Consider the following 22,287-nt stretch of genomic DNA (forward strand, 5'->3'; position numbering starts at 1 on the left):
GTCGGCTGCTAGTTTAAATTATCTTCTATTTTTCACTTCTACTCCCCGCATGTTGTAAGTCACTCCGAGTAGGAAATATCTGGACAAAGTCTCAATTCTGCCAGTGGAAACGTAGTTTTGCCCTGCAAACTGACTGATGGTTTGGTTTTTCTTGAAGACATCATAGGCAGAAAGTCTGACTTCCCATTTTTTTTCTTTGCCGAGTAGTTTGTAAACGAATGCGTTGAGAATAGGCACTTTCTGGTCAAATCCAAAACTTTCGTTTTTATATCTATTGTGGTTGAATTTTACATCAAAGTAAAAGTCTTTGGGGAGTTTGATGTTCATATTAGTATAAACACTCCAGTTTACGATATCCTGGTTTTGGGACGGGTTTTGTTCGTAGTTGGTTTTGCTCAGGCGGTACGATCCCCCGGCATAAAGGCTGAGCCATTCTAATAGTGTCAGGTCTAAATTTGTTCCAAAGTTATGGCTGTATGTATTTGTCTCCGTTTCAATGGAATTGATAAGGGTGAAGCTTTTAGAATAGGATGGATTTGCCGATAGGTAGGCGTTAACTTTGGTTTTTATGATGGGAAAACCAAAACCGAGATAGGGAAAGTAACGCTGTCCTCCGGACACATTTCCTGCTTTGTAGGTAGTGACATAGGTTTCTGGATCTATAGTCTGGTTTTGTACGACTTGATTCTGGTAGAATGTAGAATTGAATGAGAACTGGAGATTTATAAAAGTCGCAGGATCATACATGTTGTATCCGGTATTGAAAGAATGGGACACTTGTGGCTCAAGATCAGGATTTCCTTCACGGATATAGAGCGGATTGGAAATGTCCTTGTACGGCTGGAGGTCTGCGATACTTGGCGGAGTCACGCCCATGGCATAGCTTGCATTGATTCGCTTGTTGCCTTTCATGGTTTTCCAGTAGGATACATTGGGGGTGAAATTAAGGTAGTTTTTGTCCACTGTGCCAAGGATCTCACTGCCTTCTATCACTGAAAATTGCCCGTTGAGTTGGTAGTCGGATGCGGCTAATCCCACGCTTAGGTTAGAGCCTTTATTCGCATATCGGAAACTGGTTCCAAACCTGTTGTAGGTAATTTTGTTGTCAAAAAATCGGCTGAGTTCAGGATTTAGCTCTCTAATGTCACTTTGCTCCACATCGTATACCTGTCGGTTTGTTTCGCTCGTAGATTGGCTGAAATTGTAGAAAGTCTCCCAGAAGAAAATATTCTTGATGGGTTCGACATAGAGTAAGCTTGACTTGATCACGTTCGAGCCATTCAAGGCCTGGATCACTTGATCCAAGCTTTGGAAATAGGTGTTCGGGTCCGTTGAATCCATCATTTCGGCTACGGCTTTTTGGATGCCATCCTGGTCTGCCTTGCTCCAAGTATCACTGATGCTGGCAGCAAAATTCCGCCCATTTTTTTTGAATTTATGCCTGTAGATTGCCGTGCCTTGAAAGGCTCCTGACCATTTGTCTGATTGGTTGTTTCGGTCCAATTGGCTTTGCACTATGCTGTTGCTTATCAGCTCCTGATGGCTGAGCAATGAGGTACTGAGTGTACTTAGCCTTCCTTTCGCGTTTATGGTGATCGTGTTGGTGCTGTCTAATTCATTTTGAAATCGAAGATTTGCCCGATGGTGACCTGCTACGTTGTTTTGTATGCTTTGGTCAGTGGAAGTGAAGGAAGTATTGTCCTGTAGAAAGTTGGTTCTGCTATTGACGCTCTCCAGGATTTGGTCACTGCGGCTATAGAAATAGTTGCTACTGAAGTCCTTTTTGCCTTTCAGGTAGTTGTAGTTGACGCCAATAGCCTGATTGTTGGAAAAACCTGAGTTGAGATTATTGAAAGGGATTTCGAAGGATTCCTCATTGTCACCTCCCCCAAAAACGATATAATTTCCTCCACTTCCATCAAAACCAAAATCTCCTGTATCTCCCCATTGGAAAGCACTGCTGCCTCTAAACTCTTGCAGGTCATCCCAGCTCAAGCCGGATTGGTTGACATTGTTGCCATAGCCGATGACTGAAAATTGGTTTTCTTTATCAAACTTATTGTATGAGGCATTTGCAGTCCATCTTTCATCTGTACCCCCCGCCGCGGAAACTTTGCCAAAACCTCCTTTTTTTGCTTCTTCCTTTAGCTCCACATTCAAGGTTTTTTCCTTCACTCCATCTTCCACTCCGGTGAGTTTGGACTGTTCTGACTTGTCATCATATAGCTGAAGCTTGCTTATTGATTCGGCATTTAGGTTTTGCGTGGCCATTTTGGTATTTCCTCCAAAAAAGCGCCTTCCATCTACTGTTACCTTCTGCACTTGTTCTCCTTGGGCAATTATATTTCCATCCTTGTCGATCTGCATGCCGGGAAGCTTGCGGAGTAATTCTTCCAAAGTCGCACCTGGCGGTACTTTAAATTTGCTGGCATCGTATTCCAGGGTGTCACCACGCATCATCAAAGGTGCTTTGGCGGCTTTCACCACCACCTCATAAAGTTCCTGAAGGATGGGCTCTAAGTAAATCTCCTCCACCTCCAAAACATCTGTTTCGGGCAGAACCAGTTCCTTTTGGACGGGTAGATAGCCCATATAGGTGGCTTTGATGAGCAGTGGTTGCCGATCTACGTTTTTGAATAGGTATTCTCCGGCTTTATTAGTCAAAGTATAAGCCACAAGGGCAGAATCTTTTGGACTAAGGAGAAGTACAGAGGTGTAGTCAAGCGGGACGTTGGTGGTGTCTTTCACTGTTCCCCGAATAGTAAGTTTGGATTGGGCTTGCGAAGCAAAAGTGATAGCAAGCAAAAGAAGGAATGAAAGGAAAAATTTCATTTTTTTCAGTGTTATATTTTTCAACTATAAAATCAATGACTAAAACTAGACTCGATTCCAAAATCATTACCACTGCATTTTTGCCAAAGATGACAAGGTCAAGATTGAATGGAAAGTGGATGAATCTGGCTAAGTTGAAAATGTGGGGGCTTTACTTTTGCAACCCTTTCATGGCCTTGATCATATACTAACCCTTTAAGCGCGACTTCAAAAAAATGAGGTCATTCACTTCCTTATTCTTTGCCCAATGCTTGACGAATTCAAAAATTCTTTCAATCAAGTAGTGTCTTTCGATAAAACCGGAAATCACCAAACGATTATTCTGACAAACGTTTTAACGTCGTTATATTATTAATTATTTTTTAAAAATAGCGTAACTATTTTGTTAAAAAATCTTAGTGAGGTAGTTGGTGTGGGTGAACTGTGGAAAAATCATTTTCGGAAATGGCTGCAAAAAGAAAAACCAGCGAATATCCTAACCTCAAAAATGCCATAGGCGCTATAAATCCTAGCTCAAAAAAACCGAGCAATGCATGGGTGGAGAAATAATCTAATTTCTTACTGGTTGGATTTTTATGCTGCTGAAATTCAGGAAAATAAATTTTTACCGTTTATCCTCCCAAGGCATGTAGACCACCTTTTTGGTCTCGAAAAAGTCTTCCTTAAAATAGTCACTTAGATGATAGACGACGTAGGACTTGTCCAGTTCTTCCATTTCCTCGTCTACATCTCCGCCTTTGAGATAAAGAATTCCGTTTTGGAATTCGTTGATGTCTTCCTTCTTGATTTTTCCTTTGACCCAAGGATAAAAATTTGCCATTCGGGTGACTGCCCGGCTGATTACAAAATCGTATTTCCGGACCAGTTCCTCTGCCCGTGCCTGTTGGGCTTCGACATTGCTTAATTTCAGTTGCTTGGTTACGTCTTTGACAACCGTTATCTTTTTGCCAATAGAATCCACCAAATGAAAGTGGGTGTCTGGAAAAAGAATCGCTAATGGAATCCCGGGAAATCCGCCGCCTGTACCGATATCCAGGACTTTGGTGCCAGGGGCAAATTCCATCACTTTGGCAATCCCCAAAGAATGAAGCACATGGTGGACATAAAACTGATCCATGTCCTTCCTACTGATCACGTTGATCTTGGAATTCCAATCTTCGAAGAGCTCCTGAAGTCGGTCAAATTGTACGATTTGAGTTTCGCTCAGATCGGGAAAATAAGATAGGATCAGTGTAGTCCCGGGATTCATCAGATGTGGTGTTCTTTGCCGGAGGCGATTTCGTAAAGCAATTCACGGGATCGGTGAAGTTGGGCCTTTACTGTACCAAGCGGTTTGTCCAGCTCTTGGGCAATTTCCTCATAGGAAAGCTCGTCAAAGTAGCGCAGTTGAACCAGCTTGCGGTATTTAGCAGGAAGTTTATCCACGAAAATCCTAACCATATCGATTCGCTGGGAACGGATAAACTGATCCTGAGGATTGTTGTCATCGTCTTCGACGTCGATATTGACCGAATTTCCACTGTCATCCGAAAGCGTATTGTTCAAGCTCATGGTTTTGAGCTTCTTCTTCCGGATAAAGTCAATCGTATTGTTGGTGGCAATTCTGAAAAGCCAGGTGCTGAACGTATAGTCTTTTTTGAAGCGCTCCAGATTTCGGAAGGCTTTGGCAAAAGCCTCCATGGTCAGATCCTCGGCATCGTCAGCATCTCGAATCATCTTTAGGATCATGAAATAAACGGCCTTTTTGTACCGCTTCATCAGGGTAGCGTAAGCCTGCTGGTCTTTTTCCATGACGGCTCTGTCGATCAGATCAAAATCCTCGAGTGCCTTGTTTGAAAAACCGCGTTCGTTTATTTCCATTGGATGTCTTTTGACTGGTAAGATACTGATCCCAAAACCCAAAAATAGCCCAAATACATAAAATCATTCAGAAGGACATTCATGGGTGGGGTAGAACCGTGAAGCTTTTTGGAAGCGGAATTGAAAATCCGGAGGACCAAAAAGGATCTCATTAAAATAATACCCAAAACGATCGAAAATTGTTCCCATTGTAACCCGACTCCGAAATAAATCAGCAAACCGAGTCCCCCAATCCAGAAGAGGCCATGAGATAGCGGAAATAATCCGATTTTTCGCTTGTCTTCACTCCTGTAATATTGTCCGGCATGCAGGTGCCGTTTTTTCTGGACCAAGTACTCCTTCCAAGTTTCTTTTGGGATCGATATCGTGGAGGCTTCCGGGTCAAGGACAGTGGAGGTGTTTCTGCCTGTGGCATATTGATTGACAAAAAGGTCATCGTCACCGCCCTCTAGATGCCAGATTCCTTTAAACCCTTTTGCTTCCATAAAGAAACTTTTGCGGTAACAAAGATTTCTGCCTACCCCCATAAAAGGCGCATTCCAAAGTCCAAAAGAGAAATAAAAGAGGGCAGTCAAAAAGGTTTCAAACTGAATCCACCTATTCAAAAGACTCGATTTTATTTCATATCCAGAATAGCCCAGCGCAAAGGTTTTCCCTTCTTGTCTTACAGGTAAGGTCATTTTTCGAATCCATTGGTCACTTGTGGGCATGCAGTCTGCGTCAGTTAAAAGAATGACGTCATTTTTGGCCACTTTGATACCAAGGGTCAGCGCAAATTTTTTGGGAGTGACGTGTTTGGGTGTGTATTTGACTGTGACAGATCGGAGTTTTGGGTAGATTTCCATCATTTCCTCAAGCAAACGTTTGGTCCGATCGGTGCTTCGATCATTGACAATCATTACGTCAAATTTGGGGTAGTCTTGCTCAAATAACTTGGGAATGAGGGTCTTGAGGTTTTGAAATTCGTTGTGAGCTGCGACAAGAACAGTCACTCCCTCCTCAGGGTTTTGGTTTTTCGAAGACTTGTTAAATGATTTAAACCAGGCGGTTCGTCCGAAAATCATCAGGAGATAAACTAACTGGATGATAACGCCGATGCCAAAGAAAAACCAGAGTAAAAATAGGCCCATAGGTCGATTTTGCTGGGCAAATATAAAATCTATTTCAGCAAGTCATTTAAGAATAAGTGGATATTTTTGCAGGCCAAACTGGGCAAATTGTAGGAGAGTTCTACAAGCTCTGATTTCATTATGAAGTTTACTCTAGGACAAAAGGACGTTAAAACCAAAGCCCGTACGGGTACACTGATCACAGACCACGGAGAAATTCAAACTCCGATTTTTATGCCCGTGGGCACAGCAGGCACTGTCAAAGCAGTCCATCAGCGTGAACTCAAAGAGGATATCAAAGCCCAGATTATTCTGGGAAATACTTACCATCTCTATTTAAGACCGGGTCTTGATATTTTGGAAAAGGCCGGAGGGCTCCATAAGTTCAACGGGTGGGATCGGCCGATTCTAACCGATTCTGGCGGATATCAGGTGTTTTCCCTTGCAGGAACCCGTAAGATCAAAGAAGAAGGTGTGATGTTCAAATCTCACATCGACGGGTCAAAGCATCACTTTACCCCGGAGAATGTGATGGATATCCAGCGTACTATTGGGGCAGATATCATCATGGCTTTTGACGAATGTACCCCTTACCCATGCGAATATGGTTACGCTCGAAATTCGATGGAGATGACTCACCGCTGGCTGGATCGCTGCATTCAGCGTGTTGATTCTACTGTGGGAAAATATGGTTTCAGCCAGACACTTTTCCCGATTGTTCAGGGTTCAGTTTATAAGGATTTGCGAAAGCAAAGTGCTGAGTTTATCGCTTCCAGGGAGCGAGATGGAAATGCGATCGGAGGACTTTCAGTGGGTGAACCTGCCGAAATGATGTATGAAATGACCGAATTGGTCACAGATATCCTTCCATCGGACAAGCCCCGCTACCTGATGGGAGTTGGGACTCCGGCGAATATTTTGGAGTGCATTGCTCTGGGTGTAGACATGTTTGACTGTGTGATGCCTACCCGAAATGCGCGCAACGGGATGCTGTTCACTTCTGAAGGGATCATCAATATCCGAAATGAAAAATGGAAAGACGATTTTAGTCCGATTGATCCGATCCTTGGCAACTATGCGAGTACCTTTTATTCCAAAGCTTATCTTCGGCACCTGACAGTTTCCAAAGAGATCTTGGCAGCTCAGATTGCCAGTATTCATAATCTCAGTTTTTACCTTTGGCTGGTAGGTCAGGCCAGAGAACATATCCTGGCTGGCGATTTTGCCGTTTGGAAAGATCAGATGGTAAAAAAAGTAAGCATCCGGCTTTAAGCATGAAGATTCTCGACAAGCTGATCATCAAGGAATTTCTGAAGACCTACTTTTTTGTGGTGGTCATGCTTATTCTGATTGTCTTGGTTTTGGATTTTACGGAAAAGAACGATACCTATATCCGTAATTCTGTTCCCGCCTATGAAATTCTCAAATACATGGGGAATTACGGGCTATACCTAAATAACCTCCTGACTCCGATTACGGTATTCATTGCGGTGATTTTTATTACTTCCAAAATGGCCGGAAGAACCGAGATAATAGCGATTTTGAGCTCTGGAGTCAGTTTCATGCGAATGTTGAGGCCATTTATGCTTGCAGCGGCAATGATCGGGGCAATCAGTTTTTTGATGAATGGATGGATTTTGCCAGGTGCCACAGCAGGAGTGACCCAATTTAAAATCACCTATTTGGATAAAGGGAAGGCATCCACTGATCCAAATATTCACATCAAAGTGGGTCCGGACACTTATGCATTTCTGACCCGTTATTATAAAATCAGCAATACCGGATACAGTTTTACTCTGGAGGAAATCCGGGATGGACAGCTCCTTGCAAAGCTTTCTTCGGATCGAATTGAATGGGATACGACCAAGAACGTCTGGAGATTGGTGAATTGGCGGCTTAGGAAAATCCATGAAAAGGGAGAGGAATATACCGTAGGAGTGGAATTGGATACCGTTTTGTCCATTACTCCGGCCGATTTTGATTTACCGGATAATCACCATGAAACACTCAAACTGCCTGAATTGAGTCGGCAGATCAAAATTTTGGAAGATCGAGGTGCCGATAATGTGAATTTTTACCGGATCGAGCGATATGTGAGGTTTATGTCACCTTTTGCGGCTTTGATCCTTACTTTTATCGGTGTGATCATGTCTGCAAGGAAATCCCGGGGTGGTTCCGGGTTTCAGATTGCCATGGGTTTTTTGTTGGCTTTTGTTTATATCCTGCTGTTTATTCTTTCCCGAACATTCGCCGAAGGGGGATCTCAGTATCCCATTTTGTCTGTTTGGCTTCCGAACATTGTCTTTGGAGTTACTGGCCTAATCCTTTATAAAACTGTTCCCCGATAAATGACCGGGAAGGCAACGATCCGGGATTATCTTATGCTCCATTTCATTGTTTTGATCTGGGGCTTTACTGCGATTTTGGGCCTTCTGATCAGCCTTCCTTCCTTGGAATTGGTGTTTTATAGAACTTTGATAGCGACTGTCGGAGTGGCATTGGTGATGGTGTTTCGCAAAAAGTCGATGGTGGTAACCTTTCCCGAATTTTTAAAAATTGCCGGAGTTGGAGTTTTGATTTCTCTTCATTGGATTTTCTTTTTTTGGTCGGCGAGAGTTTCTACAGCTTCGGTTTGCCTGGCAGGGATGGCCACCACTTCCCTTTGGACGGCATTTGTGGATCCGATTATCAATCGATCTAAAATCAAATGGTATGAGGTGGCTTTGGGATTACTCGTGATTTCGGGCTTGTTGGTAATTTTCCAATTTGAGACTGGCTATTGGTTGGGATTGACCATGGCTTTGGTTTCTGCCTTTTTAGGTGCCTTGTTTTCAGTATTCAACGGACGTTTGACGCTGCGGCATACGCCCTATCAGATTACCTTTTATGAAATGGGATCGGCGTGTTTATTTGCCTTGCTTTTTATGCCAGTTTATGCGGAATTTCTCACCGATGGACAACCCTTACAATGGGCATGGATAGGCTTGGATTGGCTTTGGTTTCTTGTTTTGGGAGGTATTTGTACAGTATATGCTTTTTCGGTGTCGGTGGAGCTGATGAAGCGGCTGTCTGTTTTTACCATCAACCTTACGGTTAATTTGGAGCCAGTCTATGGGATCGTTCTGGCGGTTTTGATTTTTGGAGAAAGTGAAAAAATGACACCGCAGTTTTACCTCGGAACCCTGATTATTCTGATCTCAGTCCTGATTTATCCGATTTTAAATTATTGGAACAAAAGGAGAAAAGCAGTGAGCCCACTGGGTTAAAACCTTTAAAGGGTAGTAATGTCATTGAGTGTAGCGAGTGCTGTCCGCAACTCTTCTTTTGAGATTTCTCCGATCTTTTCAATTAATCGGTCTTTTGAGGTAGATCGGATGTGAAAAACCATCAGTTCAGACTCCTGCTTCAGACCATTCATTTGAGAAGGTTTCAAAACCGGATTTCCCTGATAGTTTTTGATTTTGGATGTGAGCGGTGCTGTGATCACAACTTGGAGAAATTTATTCATCAGGTTGCCGCTTAGGATGACTAACGGCCTCCTGCCAGCCTGCCCAGAGCCAGTGACCGGATTGAGATCAGACATCCAAATTTCACCTTGCCTCATCTTCGATTTGCTTCAAATAGTCGCCCATTCCTTCTTCAGCCACCATCAGGATGTCCTCATCTTGAGCAGCTTGTCTATAGGATTTAGCATACTCGGCTCTTTTCAGGTGATCCAAATAGAGATTCAGGGCATTCTCCATCAACTTGTTTTTTGGAAGAGAAAGCTTCTTGGCATAATCAGCAAGTCGCTGAAGGAGGTCGTCGGGTAGTGTGCTTGTGAAGGTTGCCATTATGTTTTATATTTATGAAATACAAATATAAAAACATTTACAATGTTGCAATCAATTTATTTTCAGATAATTACAAAATAGCTTCAAATCTGAAATAGTTATCTTTCGATTCAAAATCTGTCGGCTTTTTTTCAAACAATCCGAATACACTTGATCCAGAGCCAGACATGGCGGAATAGAACGCTCCAGCTTCATAGAGTTTAGCTTTGATTTCGCCGATCTCCGGATGGGTTCTAAAAATACTCGGCTCGAAATCGTTGACCAATTCAGCTTTCCATCGGCCACGGTCTGCAAGGACTTCTTCCAGTTTTACTTTTGGGGGTGCAGGAGTTACTCCGGCGTATGCTTCTTTGGTGCCGACGTGGATTCCTGGGTTGATCAGTACCAAATAGGTTCCTTTGAGTGAAAGCTCGATCGGTTCCAGGATTTCTCCTCTGCCGCATGCGATTTTGGGGGTGTTTTCGATGAAAAAAGGGCAGTCGCTACCCAGCTGTTCCGCGTATTCCTCCAAAAAGAAATTGTCCAAATGGAGGTCAAACAGATTGTTCATCAGCTTAAGTGCAAATGCTCCATCTGCAGAACCTCCTCCCAACCCGGCACCCATTGGGATATTTTTATGCAAATGAATGTTCAAAGTGGGAAGCCCGGGAAAGTCCTTTCTAAGGAGTTTTTCCGCTTTCAAAATCAAATTGTCTTTTGAATCGCCCGGGATGTCCATTCCGGTGGAGTTCCAAGTTGGCTTCTTATCAAGGATCATTTCCAAGGCATCAAAAAGTGGAACAGGAACCATACAGGTCTCGATCTCATGGTAGCCGTCTTTTCGCTTGCCGATGATGTGAAGTCCTAGGTTAATTTTGGCGTTTGGGAAGCTGATCATTGTTTTGTTTTATTTGAGCAAAAATAACTGAATTCAACTTAGAAGGAATTCCTAATCGATCTTTGATAAATCTCTAATCTTTCCCATAAATTTTAGGATTATGACAGCATATCATTTTTTTTCTTAAATAAAAGAGAATAAATTTTCGAAAATTTTAAACAAACTCGAAATCGATACAAAATTTCGATAATGACCCTTTTTGGGTGCTTTTTTGAAAAATAGATTTTGATATTTCGTAAAAAACATAATAATATTTCTTAAAAAATATTTTTTCCTAATATTAAAATCTGTGAAAAAGGAATTGCAAAGAATTAAATATTGTAAGTCTGAAGATTGGGTTTTAATATTGTCATGTGATTCGTAAACGAAGCATCATACCTCAAACCTCGACATGTATTTTCCAGTGGTCGTCCTCCTAAGCTTTATTATTCTCATCGGATTTTCGAAGTGAGGCACTAGACCATTATAATCCAGTATATAAAAATCTAAAGTGCCTCACCGACCTGAGGCACTTTTTTATTTATCAGCACTATGACCCTAAGCAATCTTAAGAAGTACAGTTGGGAAATCAGCGACAATGACGAGCATCCGGCAGGCAAAGCTATGCTTTACGCCACCGGTTTGAGCGATAAAAAAATGAAACAGCCTTTTGTAGGGATAGCCAGTTGCGGCTATGAAAGTAATCCCTGCAATATGCACCTGAATGACTTTGCCGGTCTGATCAAACAATCCTCACAGGAATATGATCTGACCGGTTTGGTTTTTAATACCATTGGGATTTCCGATGGTACTTCGATGGGAACTCTTGGGATGCGCTATTCCTTGGTTTCCAGAGAAATCATTGCTGATTCTATCGAATCCTTCATTTTAGGACATTCCTTCGACTCCTGTATTGCAGTGGCAGGTTGCGACAAAAACATGCCCGGAGCGGTGATGGGAATGTTGCGGATCAACCGTCCCTCGATATTGGTCTATGGAGGCACAATTGCTTCCGGTCACTATAAAGGCGAAAAACTCAACATCGTTTCAGCTTTCGAAGCTTTTGGAAAGCGCGTGCAGGGAAATATCTCCGACGAAGACTATGACGGAGTGATACGAAATTCCTGCCCAGGGGCTGGTGCTTGTGGGGGAATGTACACTGCCAACACCATGTCTTCGGCTATCGAGGCATTGGGAATGTCTGTTCCTTTTTCTTCCAGCTATCCTGCAAATTCCCCTGAAAAACTCAGAGAATGCCGGGAAGTCAACAAGTACATGCGCATTCTTTTGGAAAAAGATATTAAGCCAAGCGATATCATCACCAGAAAAAGCATTGAAAATGCCGTTCGCGTGGCGATTGCTTTAGGCGGAAGTACCAATGCAGTCCTTCACTTGTTGGCGATCGCCAGGACGGCTGGAGTGGATTTTTCTCTTGAAGATTTCAAAGAAATCAATGCCAGAACTCCAATGCTAGGGGATTTTAAGCCTTCCGGCAAATTCCTGATGGAGGATCTTCATGAGCAAGGCGGATTGCCTGCTTTTATGAAATATTTCCTGGATAAAGGCTTCCTTCATGGTGATTGTATGACTGTTACCGGTAAGACACTAGCCGAAAACTTGGCAGATGTCCAGCCTATCACAGTTTCAGTAGTCAATGTGATCCATCCAGTGGAGCAACCCATCAAGAAAACAGGTCACCTGTGCATTTTGAAAGGGAATCTTGCACCGGATGGGGCAGTTTCTAAAATCACCGGAAAAGAAGGTACTTCTTTCACAGGTCCTGCCCGGGTTTATGATTCTGAGCAAGAGGCAAATGATGGAATCCGTGATCACCAGGTAAAATCCGGAGATGTGATCGTCATCCGAAACGTAGGACCCAAAGGAGCTCCCGGAATGCCGGAAATGCTAAAACCAACATCCATGATTATCGGCGCTGGACTTGGATCAGATGTGGCTTTGATCACTGACGGTAGATTTTCAGGTGGGACGCACGGTTTTGTAGTAGGGCACGTTACTCCTGAGGCCTGGTGCGGTGGTCCGATTGGACTTTTGAAAGATGGCGACATCATTACTATTGATGCGGATGGATTGATTTTATCGGTTGACGTATCAGAAGATGAATTTTCAAAAAGAAAGCAATCCTGGTCGCCTAAGCCAATCTTGGGTCTACAGGGAACGCTCAAAAAATATAACAAACTCGTGGCAACTGCTTCTGAAGGTTGCGTAACCGATAAATTTTAAGCCTATGAAGGACATGATGATCAGAGGTGCGGACATAGTTGTTCGGTCACTTATCGCTGAGCAGGCAGAAATCATTTTTGGATATCCAGGTGGTGCGATCATGCCTGTATATGATGCCTTGTACGATTATCATGACCAGGTCAAGCATGTTTTGACCCGTCATGAGCAAGGAGCCATTCATGCAGCTCAGGGCTATGCCCGAGTCTCCGGCAAAGTCGGAGTTTGCATAGCGACTTCAGGACCGGGTGCTACCAATCTGATCACAGGACTTGCCGATGCCCAGATTGACAGCACTCCTTTGGTCTGTATCACCGGGCAGGTGGCAGCACATCTATTGGGAACCGACGCTTTTCAGGAAACTGATGTGGTTGGTATTTCCATGCCAGCCACCAAATGGAACGTTCAGGTCCGCCGAGTTGAGGATATTGCGCCAGCCATAGCAAAAGGATTTTTTATTGCCCGTTCTGGAAGACCGGGACCGGTGTTGATTGACATTACCAAAAATGCCCAGACTGATTTCGGTGAGTTTAACTATGTGCCATGTTTGGGTTTCAGATCTTACAAAACATACGTCTCAGTTGAAGCAACTAAGATCCAGGAGGCAGCCGAATTGATCAATAAGGCTGAGCGCCCTTACTTGCTTTTTGGTCAGGGTGTGGTTTTGGGAAAAGCAGAAACCGAACTGAAATTTTTTCTTGACAAGTCAGGAATTCCAGCCGCTTCAACGCTCTTAGGTTCAGGAGCGCTTCCACAGGAGCATCCTAACTATGTCGGAAAATTGGGAATGCATGGCAATTATGGCCCAAATCTTCTGACCAACCAATGCGATGTATTGATTGCCGTGGGAATGAGATTTGACGACCGGGTTACCGGAGATTTGAAGCGCTATGCCAAGCAGGCGAAAGTCATCCACCTGGAGCTTGACCCTGCCGAAGTGAATAAAAATGTAAAGGCTGCAGTAGCTGTGATGGGGGATTGTAGAGAGAGCCTTTCCATGCTTACCGAAGCCATCGAGGCCAAGAAGCATGATTCTTGGATGGCAAAATTCCGCGAATTGGAACAGCAAGAAAAAGCCGCGGTCGTCCAGCATGACATCACTCCTTCAAAAGTTGGTCTTACGATGGGAGAAGTAATCCACCAAATCAACCAATACAAGGCCGATGATGCCGTTTTGGTCACTGACGTTGGACAGCATCAGATGATTGCCTGGAGGTATTTTCATTATAAAAAACCTAGAACACAGGTGACTTCAGGAGGTTTGGGAACCATGGGTTTTGCCCTTCCGGCAGCACTGGGAGCTCAGCTTCATGACTATTCCCGACAGGTAATCTGCGTAGTCGGTGACGGCGGAATCCAGATGACGATTCAGGAATTGGGCACCATCATGCAGACCAAAGCTCCGGTAAAAATTGTCCTTTTGAATAATAATTACCTCGGAATGGTGCGTCAGTGGCAGCAGATGTTCTTTGACAAACGCTATTCTTTTACCGAACTGGACAATCCGGAATTCATCAAAATTGCGGAAGCCTATAACATCAAATCTCAAAAAGTTTCTGATCGGGTTGACCTGAAGGAAGCCATCGAAGATATGTTCATTCACGACGGCCCTTTTTTTCTCGAAGTGGTTGTAGAAAAAGAAGACAACGTATTCCCGATGATCGCCACAGGCTGCTCGGTAGAAGAGGTCAGACTCAGCTAACTCAAACCTATGAAGCGTTACACCATTTTCGTAATCACTGAGAATTTTATTGGAATTCTCAACCGGATCACCATCATTTTTACCCGCAGAGGGATCAATATTGATGCGCTGACAGCCTCAGAAAGCCGTATTTCAGGTATTCACCGGATCACCATCGAGGTGACCGCAAATGAAGATACCGTCATCCAATTGGTCAATCAGATTGAGAAAATCATCGATGTGATCAAGGCGTTTTATCATGAAGACGAGGGAGTGGTATATCAGGAGATTGCGCTTTACAAGATTCCTGTTTCCCGTTTAGATGCCGGATTGGAAAAAATAATCCGTCAGCACAATGCCAAAATAATCGCCGCTGAACCGGAATTTGTCGTACTCGAATTAACCGGGCACAAGGAACAAACGCAGGAATTGCTCGAAATCCTTAAAGGCTATGGTCTCTCGGAGTTTGCCAGATCAGGTCGGGTGGCTGTGGCTAAGCGAATGCTTACCATCGAATCATTCATCAAGTAAAATCTCAACCCAAGCAATAACAAACTATTAAATCTTATATCATGAAATTAAAATTCGGCACAGTTGAAGAAAACGTAGTAACCAGGGATGAATTTCCATTGGAAAAAGCCAGAGAGGTTCTCAAGGACGAAGTAATTGCAGTAATTGGTTACGGAGTACAAGGCCCCGGTCAGGCACTAAACCTGAAGGACAACGGCTTCAACGTGATCGTGGGCCAGAGAAAAGGCTCCAAAACCTGGGACAAAGCCGTTTCTGACGGATGGGTTCCTGGCGAAACCCTGTTTGAAATCGAGGAAGCTTGCGAAAAAGGAACAATCATCCAATTCCTGCTTTCAGATGCTGGTCAGATTACACTTTGGCCAACAGTGAAAAAACACCTGACTCCAGGCAAAGCACTTTATTTCTCTCACGGATTCGGTGTGACTTACAAAGAAAAGACCGGAATTATTCCTCCTGCTGATGTAGACGTGATCTTGGTCGCTCCAAAGGGGTCCGGAACTTCTTTGAGAAGAATGTTTGTAGAAGGTCGTGGTTTGAACTCTTCCTTTGCCATCTTCCAAGATGGAACCGGCAAAGCCAAAGATAGAGTTGTTGCATTGGGTATCGGGGTAGGATCAGGTTATCTGTTTGAAACCGATTTCTACAGAGAAGTAACTTCTGACCTTACTGGTGAAAGAGGTACTTTGATGGGTGCGATCCAAGGGATTTTCGCTGCACAGTACGAAGTATTGAGATCAAATGGTCATACGCCATCTGAAGCTTTCAACGAAACCGTAGAAGAACTGACCCAATCCTTGATGCCACTTGTGGCTGAAAACGGAATGGATTGGATGTATGCCAATTGCTCTACAACTGCACAAAGAGGTGCGCTGGACTGGTGGAAGCCTTTCCGCGATGCGACCAAGCCTGTTTTTGAGGCGCTTTATAATTCTGTAAAAACTGGTCAGGAAGCACAAAAATCAATCGATTCCAACTCCAAAGCTGACTATAGAGAAAAGCTTGAGGCAGAATTGAAAGAATTGCGTGAGTCTGAAATGTGGCAGGCCGGAGCGGTCGTCCGTCAGTTGAGACCAGAAAATAATTAAAACCCAAACCCCAAAGAATATGAGTGACAAGCTGTGGATTTTTGATACGACCCTGAGAGACGGGGAGCAAGTGCCAGGGTGTCAGTTGAATACCCAGGAAAAGATCGTAGTAGCACAAGCCCTCGAAGCGCTCGGCGTGGATATCATTGAGGCAGGCTTTCCGATTTCCAGCCCAGGGGATTTCCTCTCCGTTCAGGAGATTTCCAAAGCGGTTTCCAACCCGATCATTTGCGCACTTTCCCGTGCAGTAGAAAAAGATATCGAAGTCGCAGCTCAGGCGCTCAAATTCGCCAAAAGGGGTCGGATTCATACCGGAATCGGTGTTTCTCCTTACCACATCCAATTCAAACTCCGCTCCACCCCCGAGGATATCATTGCCCGGGGTGTGGCAGCGGTGAAGTTTGCCAAGCGCTTTGTGGAAGATGTGGAGTTTTACGCAGAAGATGCAGGTCGTTCGGAACCTGATTTTCTCTGCAAAATCATCGAGGAAGTCATCAAAGCCGGAGCAACAGTGGTCAATATTCCGGATACAACCGGGTATTGTTTGCCAGAACAATACGGTGCAATCATCGCAAGCCTGAAGAACAATGTTCCAAACATTGACAAGGCCATCATTGCAACTCACTGTCACAACGACTTGGGAATGGCTACTGCCAACACCATTGCCGGAGTGCAGCATGGTGCAAGACAAGTGGAAGTGACCATCAACGGTATCGGTGAACGGGCCGGAAATACTTCTATGGAGGAAGTGGTGATGGCGATCAAATGCCATAAAACCATTCCTGTTTACACGGATATTGTCACACCAAGAATTTACCAAACCAGCCGTTTGGTTTCTAAGCTGATGAATATGCCTGTTCAGCCTAATAAGGCGATCGTTGGAAGAAACGCTTTCGCGCACTCTTCAGGGATTCACCAGGACGGGGTGCTTAAGCATCGTGAAAACTATGAAATCATCGATCCGAAAGAGGTTGGAGTGGATGAATCTACCATCGTATTGACCGCAAGATCCGGTCGGGCTGCTTTGAAGCACCACTTGGATGCTTTGGGTGTCGAGCTGGAAGGCGAGGAGTTGAGAGAGGTTTACGAAGCATTCTTGATTTTGGCAGATTCCAAGCGTGACATTGGCCGAAAAGATCTGCTTGAACTCGTCGGGAAATACATGGAGGAATCAACTTTCATCGAACTGGAAAATGTCAGCTACTCTTCCAATGGATCGGTCAACGCCCAAGTATCCCTGAAAATCGGAAATGAACAGCATCAGGCTTCCTCTTCTGGAGTTGGTCCGGTGGATGCCGTGCTCAAAGCGATCGAGAAAATTGTAAAACCTCAAGTGGATCTGGAAGAATTCCTGATTCAAGCCATTACCCATGGCAGTGACGATGTGGCCAAAGTTCACATGCGTCTGATCAAATCCGACAAGCCCTATTATGGGTTTGCCTCAAACAAAGACATCGTTTTGGCCTCAGCGCAGGCTTTTGTCGATGCCCTCAACAAAATACCGGTCAAAGAATACGCGACTGCTTAATTATGGAAAAGACAACATTATTTGATAAAATCTGGGATTCACACGTGGTCAAATCCGTACCGGCGGGGCCGGATGTATTCTTCATCGATAAGCATTTTATCCATGAAGTGACTTCCCCTGTAGCTTTCCTAAATCTGGAAAAGCGCGGAATCACTGTGAAATACCCAGAAAAAACCATTGCTACTCCAGATCACAACGTCCCAACAGTTGATCAGGATCAGACGATCAAGGACAAGCTGTCCCGAATGCAGGTGGAAAGACTCCGCGAAAACTGCAAGCGTTATGGCATCGAACTCCATGACCTGGGCTCTGCCCATCATGGAATTGTCCATGTGATTGGACCCGAACTTGGGGTGACTCAGCCGGGGATGACCATCGTATGCGGTGACTCACATACTTCTACTCACGGAGCTTTTGGTGCCATTGCATTTGGTATCGGTACTTCTGAGGTGGAAATGGTTTTGGCTACCCAATGCATCATGCAGTCCAAAGCCAAGAAAATGAGAATCTCTGTGAACGGAACTCTTGGATCTGGAGTGACTTCCAAAGACATCATTCTCTATATCATTTCTAAAATTTCTGCAGCAGGAGCTACTGGTTACTTCGTGGAGTACGCCGGTTCTGCTATCCAAAGTCTGTCAATGGAAGCCAGAATGACCATTTGCAACATGTCAATTGAAATGGGCGCACGAGGTGGTTTGATTGCTCCGGATGAGACAACATTCGATTACCTAAAAGGAAAACGGTATTCTCCAAAAGGTGAGGCGTGGGATAAGGCCGTTGCTTATTGGAAAACCTTGAAAACTGACGAAGGAGCCATTTTTGATGAGGAATTGGTTTTTGATGCAGCAGATATCGAACCGATGATTACCTACGGAACCAATCCGGGTATGGGAATCAAGGTGGTTGGAAATATCCCGACTACCGAAGGCATGGAAGGTTCCAATAAAACCTCTTACTTGAAATCCCTCGATTACATGGGTTTTGCACCAGGTGAAGCTGTACAGGGAAAGCTAGTCGATTACGTATTCGTGGGGTCATGCACCAACGGGCGAATCGAAGATATCCGATCCGTTGCGCAGTTTGTAAAAGGCCATAAAAAAGCAGACAACATCACAGCTTGGATTGTTCCGGGTTCGCGTGAAGTGGAAAAAATGGCCCATGAGGAAGGCTTGGTGAAAATCTTGGAAGAAGCAGGATTTGAACTTCGACAGCCTGGCTGTTCTGCCTGTCTTGCGATGAACGATGACAAGATTCCTTCCGGAAAATATGCCGTTTCTACTTCCAACAGAAACTTCGAAGGAAGACAAGGTCCTGGAGCACGAACTATGCTCGCCTCACCGTTGACTGTGGCCGCAGTTGCGATTACTGGTAGGATCACCGACCCAAGGGAAGTGTTTGAAAATTAATTTTTCATTCTTCCAATTTTCCAATCTTTCAATTGAAAAAAAATGGCTTACGATAAATTTACCGTCCTGCGTAGCACGGCAGTTCCATTGCCTACCGAAAACGTGGACACGGATCAGATCATTCCAGCGCGATTTCTAAAAGCAACCGAGCGAGAAGGCTTTGGTGACAACTTGTTCCGTGACTGGAGATACGATGTCGAGGGAAATCCCAAAAAGGATTTTGTCCTCAATGATTCAACTTATTCAGGAAAAATCTTGGTGTCCGGAAAGAACTTTGGTTCAGGTTCCAGCCGAGAGCATGCCGTTTGGGCGATTTATGATTACGGCTTCCGTTGCGTAGTTTCCAGCTTTTTCGCAGATATCTTCAAGAATAACTGTCTGAATATCGGAGTACTTCCGGTGACAGTTTCTGCTGAATTTGCCGACAAGCTTTTCGCAGCAATCCAGGCTGATCCCAAAACCGAAATCGAGGTAAACCTTCCCGAGCAAAAGATAAAACTCCTGGCTACCGGAGAATTTGAGACTTTTGACATCAATGAATACAAGAAAGACAACATGCAAAACGGCTTCGATGACATCGACTATTTGCTAAACATGTCTTCTGAGATCGATGCATTTGCAGCATCTAAATAATCTGCTTTCCAAATGGAGCCAAACAGAAGAATAGAAATCATGGATACCACACTGAGGGATGGCGAACAGACCTCAGGTGTTTCCTTTTTGCCTTCCGAAAAACTCCAGATTGCCAAGCTTTTGCTCGAAGAGCTGAAAGTGGACCGGATTGAAGTGGCCTCAGCACGTGTTTCCGAAGGGGAACTTGAAGGAGTTCAAAAAATCACCGCCTGGGCTGCTCAAAAGGGATATCTTGATCGAGTGGAGGTTTTAGGCTTTGTGGACACCCCCGTTTCCGTCAATTGGATCATCGAAGCTGGCGCAAAAGTTCTGAATTTGCTGACCAAAGGATCTTTGAACCACCTCGTTCACCAGTTGAAAAAGACTCCCGAGCAGCATTTTGAGGAAATAGCCAAAAGCATTGCTTACGCTCAGGAAAAGGGGATAGCAGTCAATGTTTACCTTGAAGATTGGTCAAACGGTATGCGCAATTCTCCGGAATACACGCTTAGCCTGATTCAATTTCTTACCTCCCAACCTGTAAAGCGGATCATGCTTCCCGATACTTTGGGATTGCTTTCTCCCGAGGAAGTAAAGGTTTTCATCAGGCAAATCGTGGAAAAATTCCCTGATACCCACTTTGATTTTCATGCCCATAATGACTACGATCTTTCGGTTGCCAATGTCATGGAAGCCATCCTTCATGGAGCTTCTGGCATTCATACCACTGTCAATGGATTGGGAGAACGGGCAGGAAATGCCCCATTGGAATCGGTAATTGCCGTGATCAAAGACTTCACCAAATTGGAAATCGGAGTACAGGAGCAAAAGATTTTCCGCGTTTCCAAACTGGTAGAGCAGTTTTCCGGTCAACATATTCCTGCCAACAAGCCTGTGGTGGGAGAGAATGTCTTTACCCAAACTGCCGGAATCCATGCTGACGGCGACAATAAGAAAAACCTCTATTTCAACGATCTCCTTCCGGAGCGATTTGGAAGACAGCGGAAATACGCCTTGGGAAAAACCTCAGGGAAAGCCAATATTCTGAAGAATTTGGAGGAGTTGGGCATTTCCCTGGAAAAAGATGAACTCGCACGGGTGACCCAACGGATTATTGAACTGGGTGACAAAAAAGAACGCGTGACTACCGAGGATTTGCCTTACATCATTTCAGATGTATTGCAAAATAACTCGATCTCCAAAAACATCAGCATCGAAGGCTACCATATGACTCATTCCAAGGGCCTTAAGCCGTCAGTTCAACTGCGGTTGAAGGTCTATGGGAAATCCTATGATGCCACCGCCACCGGCGATGGACAATACGATTCCTTTATGAAGGCTGTAAAAAAGATTTACAAATCTCTCAAAAAGGAACTTCCCAAGTTGATTGATTACCATGTGTCCATTCCTCCGGGAGGGAAAACCGACGCCTTTGTGGAGACGGTGATCACTTGGGATTATGGAAAAATTTTCAAAACCAAAGGGCTTGACCCTGACCAAACCGTGGCAGCGATGATGGCCACTGAGAAAATGCTCAACATCGTCGAATCTTTTAATCAAACCAACCCAGAAAAAGAATCCACTTACTATGGAAATGAATATCGCGCTGTTGCCGGGTGACGGCATCGGCCCTGAAGTCATTGCTCAGGCAGTGAAAGTAGTCAATGCCATTGGGCAAAAATTTGGTCACAAAATCACATTCAAAGAAGGGCTCGTTGGGGCTTGCGCTATCGATGCCACTGGTGATCCTTATCCGGATGCCACACACGAAATCTGCGCTTCTTCGGATGCTGTGCTTTTCGGTGCAATTGGCGACCCAAAATATGACAATGACCCGAAAGCCAAAGTTCGTCCAGAGCAAGGTCTGCTGAGAATGCGTCAGAAGTTGGGACTTTTTGCCAATGTGCGCCCAACCTTTACTTTCCCTTCTTTGGTGCATAAGTCTCCTTTGAAATTGGATCGCGTGGATGGAGTGGATTTGGTGTTCTTCAGAGAATTGACTGGCGGGATTTACTTCGGTGAGCCAAGAGGCAGAAATGAGCAAGGCACCAAAGCTTTTGATACCAATGTCTATAGCAAAGAAGAAATCGTTCGCTTGGCAAGAATGGGTTTTGAAGCTGCGCAAAAAAGAAGAAAACTCCTGACCTGTGTGGATAAAGCAAACGTGATGGCGACCTCCAGACTTTGGAGAGAAACCGTGCAGGAGCTTGCCCCGGAGTATCCAGACGTGAAAGTGGAATATGAATTTGTGGACGCAGTGGCGATGCGACTGATCCAGTGGCCAAAAGCTTATGACGTCTTGATCACCGAAAACTTATTTGGCGACATTCTGACTGACGAAGCTTCGGTGATTTCCGGTTCTATGGGCTTGATGCCATCTGCTTCTTTGGGTTCCAAAGTGAAGTTGTTCGAGCCAATCCACGGTTCCTATCCTCAGGCTGCCGGTAAGAATATCGCCAACCCGCTGGGTACGATCCTTTCTGCAGCCATGATGTTTGATTATGCCTTTGGATTGGCTGAAGAATCGAAACTGATCAGCGAGGTTGTCAATCTTTCACTTGCAGAAGGATTTGTGACCGAAGACATTGCAGATGGTGGCAAAGCTTACTCCACTTCAGAAGTTGGAGATTGGCTGGCCGCGAAGATTTTGGGATAATATTTCCGGATAAAAAGCAAGAAACCACCTCAGGAATGGGGTGGTTTTTTGGTTTAG

At 44.5% G+C, this 22,287-nt stretch carries 20 protein-coding genes; 13 read left to right on the forward strand and 7 right to left on the reverse strand.

Annotation, left to right across the window (positions count from 1 at the left end; translation table 11 throughout):
* Positions 1–18 precede the first annotated feature (18 nt).
* Positions 19–2,832 (reverse strand): outer membrane beta-barrel protein, encoded by a 2,814-nt coding sequence (locus tag B0E43_RS01280; protein ID WP_077346255.1) that lies wholly within the window; start codon positions 2,830–2,832, stop codon positions 19–21.
* 35 nt (positions 2,833–2,867) lie between these two features.
* Between B0E43_RS01280 and B0E43_RS22890 the strand changes: the two genes are divergently transcribed.
* Complete coding sequence (locus B0E43_RS22890) at positions 2,868–3,023, forward strand: hypothetical protein (protein WP_168171873.1); 156 nt, start codon at positions 2,868–2,870, stop codon at positions 3,021–3,023.
* A gap of 413 nt (positions 3,024–3,436) precedes the next feature.
* Here B0E43_RS22890 and rsmG read toward each other — a convergent pair whose 3' ends face one another.
* From rsmG to B0E43_RS01295, 3 genes are read right to left on the reverse strand one after another with little or no spacing between them, the layout of a single operon-like run.
* Entirely contained in the window at positions 3,437–4,081 is a 645-nt protein-coding gene (rsmG, locus tag B0E43_RS01285) for a 16S rRNA (guanine(527)-N(7))-methyltransferase RsmG (protein ID WP_077346256.1), read from the reverse strand.
* Positions 4,081–4,692: an RNA polymerase sigma factor gene (locus B0E43_RS01290; RefSeq protein ID WP_077346257.1), complete on the reverse strand. Its 612-nt coding sequence runs from the start codon at positions 4,690–4,692 to the stop codon at positions 4,081–4,083. Before B0E43_RS01290 ends, rsmG begins: the two co-directional genes overlap by 1 nt.
* On the reverse strand, positions 4,683–5,822 hold the full coding sequence (locus B0E43_RS01295) for a glycosyltransferase (protein ID WP_077346258.1): 1,140 nt from the start codon (positions 5,820–5,822) through the stop codon (positions 4,683–4,685). The genes B0E43_RS01290 and B0E43_RS01295 overlap by 10 nt, the downstream gene beginning before the upstream one ends.
* A gap of 120 nt (positions 5,823–5,942) precedes the next feature.
* On the opposite strand from B0E43_RS01295, the gene tgt reads away from it, so the two are divergent.
* The 3 genes from tgt to B0E43_RS01310 are packed head-to-tail and all read left to right on the forward strand — an operon-like array spanning position 5,943 to position 9,067.
* A complete protein-coding gene (gene tgt, locus B0E43_RS01300) occupies positions 5,943–7,073 on the forward strand; it encodes a tRNA guanosine(34) transglycosylase Tgt (RefSeq protein ID WP_077346259.1) in 1,131 nt (376 codons plus the stop codon).
* 2 nt (positions 7,074–7,075) lie between these two features.
* Positions 7,076–8,149: an LptF/LptG family permease gene (locus tag B0E43_RS01305; protein ID WP_077346260.1), complete on the forward strand. Its 1,074-nt coding sequence runs from the start codon at positions 7,076–7,078 to the stop codon at positions 8,147–8,149.
* Complete coding sequence (locus tag B0E43_RS01310; RefSeq protein ID WP_077346261.1) at positions 8,150–9,067, forward strand: DMT family transporter; 918 nt, start codon at positions 8,150–8,152, stop codon at positions 9,065–9,067.
* A 5-nt stretch (positions 9,068–9,072) separates the two neighbouring features.
* Here B0E43_RS01310 and B0E43_RS01315 read toward each other — a convergent pair whose 3' ends face one another.
* The 3 genes from B0E43_RS01315 to ispE form a co-directional block, all read right to left on the reverse strand.
* Entirely contained in the window at positions 9,073–9,405 is a 333-nt protein-coding gene (locus tag B0E43_RS01315) for a type II toxin-antitoxin system PemK/MazF family toxin (RefSeq protein WP_077346262.1), read from the reverse strand.
* Entirely contained in the window at positions 9,392–9,634 is a 243-nt protein-coding gene (locus tag B0E43_RS01320) for a ribbon-helix-helix domain-containing protein (RefSeq protein ID WP_077346263.1), read from the reverse strand. The genes B0E43_RS01315 and B0E43_RS01320 overlap by 14 nt, the downstream gene beginning before the upstream one ends.
* A gap of 70 nt (positions 9,635–9,704) precedes the next feature.
* Complete coding sequence (gene ispE / locus B0E43_RS01325) at positions 9,705–10,511, reverse strand: 4-(cytidine 5'-diphospho)-2-C-methyl-D-erythritol kinase (RefSeq protein ID WP_077346264.1); 807 nt, start codon at positions 10,509–10,511, stop codon at positions 9,705–9,707.
* Between the two features lie 531 nt (positions 10,512–11,042).
* On the opposite strand from ispE, the gene ilvD reads away from it, so the two are divergent.
* The 9 genes from ilvD to leuB are packed head-to-tail and all read left to right on the forward strand — an operon-like array spanning position 11,043 to position 22,230.
* Complete coding sequence (gene ilvD, locus B0E43_RS01330) at positions 11,043–12,731, forward strand: dihydroxy-acid dehydratase (protein WP_077346265.1); 1,689 nt, start codon at positions 11,043–11,045, stop codon at positions 12,729–12,731.
* 4 nt (positions 12,732–12,735) lie between these two features.
* Complete coding sequence (gene ilvB, locus B0E43_RS01335) at positions 12,736–14,430, forward strand: biosynthetic-type acetolactate synthase large subunit (RefSeq protein WP_254423338.1); 1,695 nt, start codon at positions 12,736–12,738, stop codon at positions 14,428–14,430.
* 9 nt (positions 14,431–14,439) lie between these two features.
* The gene (gene ilvN, locus B0E43_RS01340) at positions 14,440–14,940 is read left to right on the forward strand and encodes an acetolactate synthase small subunit (RefSeq protein WP_077346266.1); all 501 of its coding nucleotides are present in this window, start codon (positions 14,440–14,442) and stop codon (positions 14,938–14,940) included.
* A 41-nt stretch (positions 14,941–14,981) separates the two neighbouring features.
* Positions 14,982–16,025, forward strand: coding sequence for a ketol-acid reductoisomerase (gene ilvC, locus B0E43_RS01345; protein WP_077346267.1), 1,044 nt, complete (start codon positions 14,982–14,984; stop codon positions 16,023–16,025).
* 19 nt (positions 16,026–16,044) lie between these two features.
* Positions 16,045–17,553, forward strand: coding sequence for a 2-isopropylmalate synthase (locus tag B0E43_RS01350; RefSeq protein WP_077346268.1), 1,509 nt, complete (start codon positions 16,045–16,047; stop codon positions 17,551–17,553).
* Between the two features lie 2 nt (positions 17,554–17,555).
* Complete coding sequence (leuC, locus tag B0E43_RS01355; RefSeq protein WP_077346269.1) at positions 17,556–18,962, forward strand: 3-isopropylmalate dehydratase large subunit; 1,407 nt, start codon at positions 17,556–17,558, stop codon at positions 18,960–18,962.
* Positions 18,963–19,004: 42 nt separating this feature from the next.
* Positions 19,005–19,595, forward strand: a complete 591-nt coding sequence (leuD, locus tag B0E43_RS01360; protein WP_077346270.1) for a 3-isopropylmalate dehydratase small subunit — start codon at positions 19,005–19,007, stop codon at positions 19,593–19,595.
* 12 nt (positions 19,596–19,607) lie between these two features.
* Positions 19,608–21,194 carry an alpha-isopropylmalate synthase regulatory domain-containing protein gene (locus B0E43_RS01365; RefSeq protein WP_077346271.1) on the forward strand — a complete coding sequence of 529 codons (1,587 nt, stop codon included), beginning with the start codon at positions 19,608–19,610 and terminating at the stop codon, positions 21,192–21,194.
* Positions 21,163–22,230 carry a 3-isopropylmalate dehydrogenase gene (gene leuB, locus B0E43_RS01370; protein WP_077346272.1) on the forward strand — a complete coding sequence of 356 codons (1,068 nt, stop codon included), beginning with the start codon at positions 21,163–21,165 and terminating at the stop codon, positions 22,228–22,230. The genes B0E43_RS01365 and leuB overlap by 32 nt, the downstream gene beginning before the upstream one ends.
* Positions 22,231–22,287: the final 57 nt, after the last annotated feature.

It is taken from the genome of Algoriphagus sp. A40 (assembly GCF_002002735.1).
Classification (GTDB): Bacteria; Bacteroidota; Bacteroidia; order Cytophagales; family Cyclobacteriaceae; genus Algoriphagus.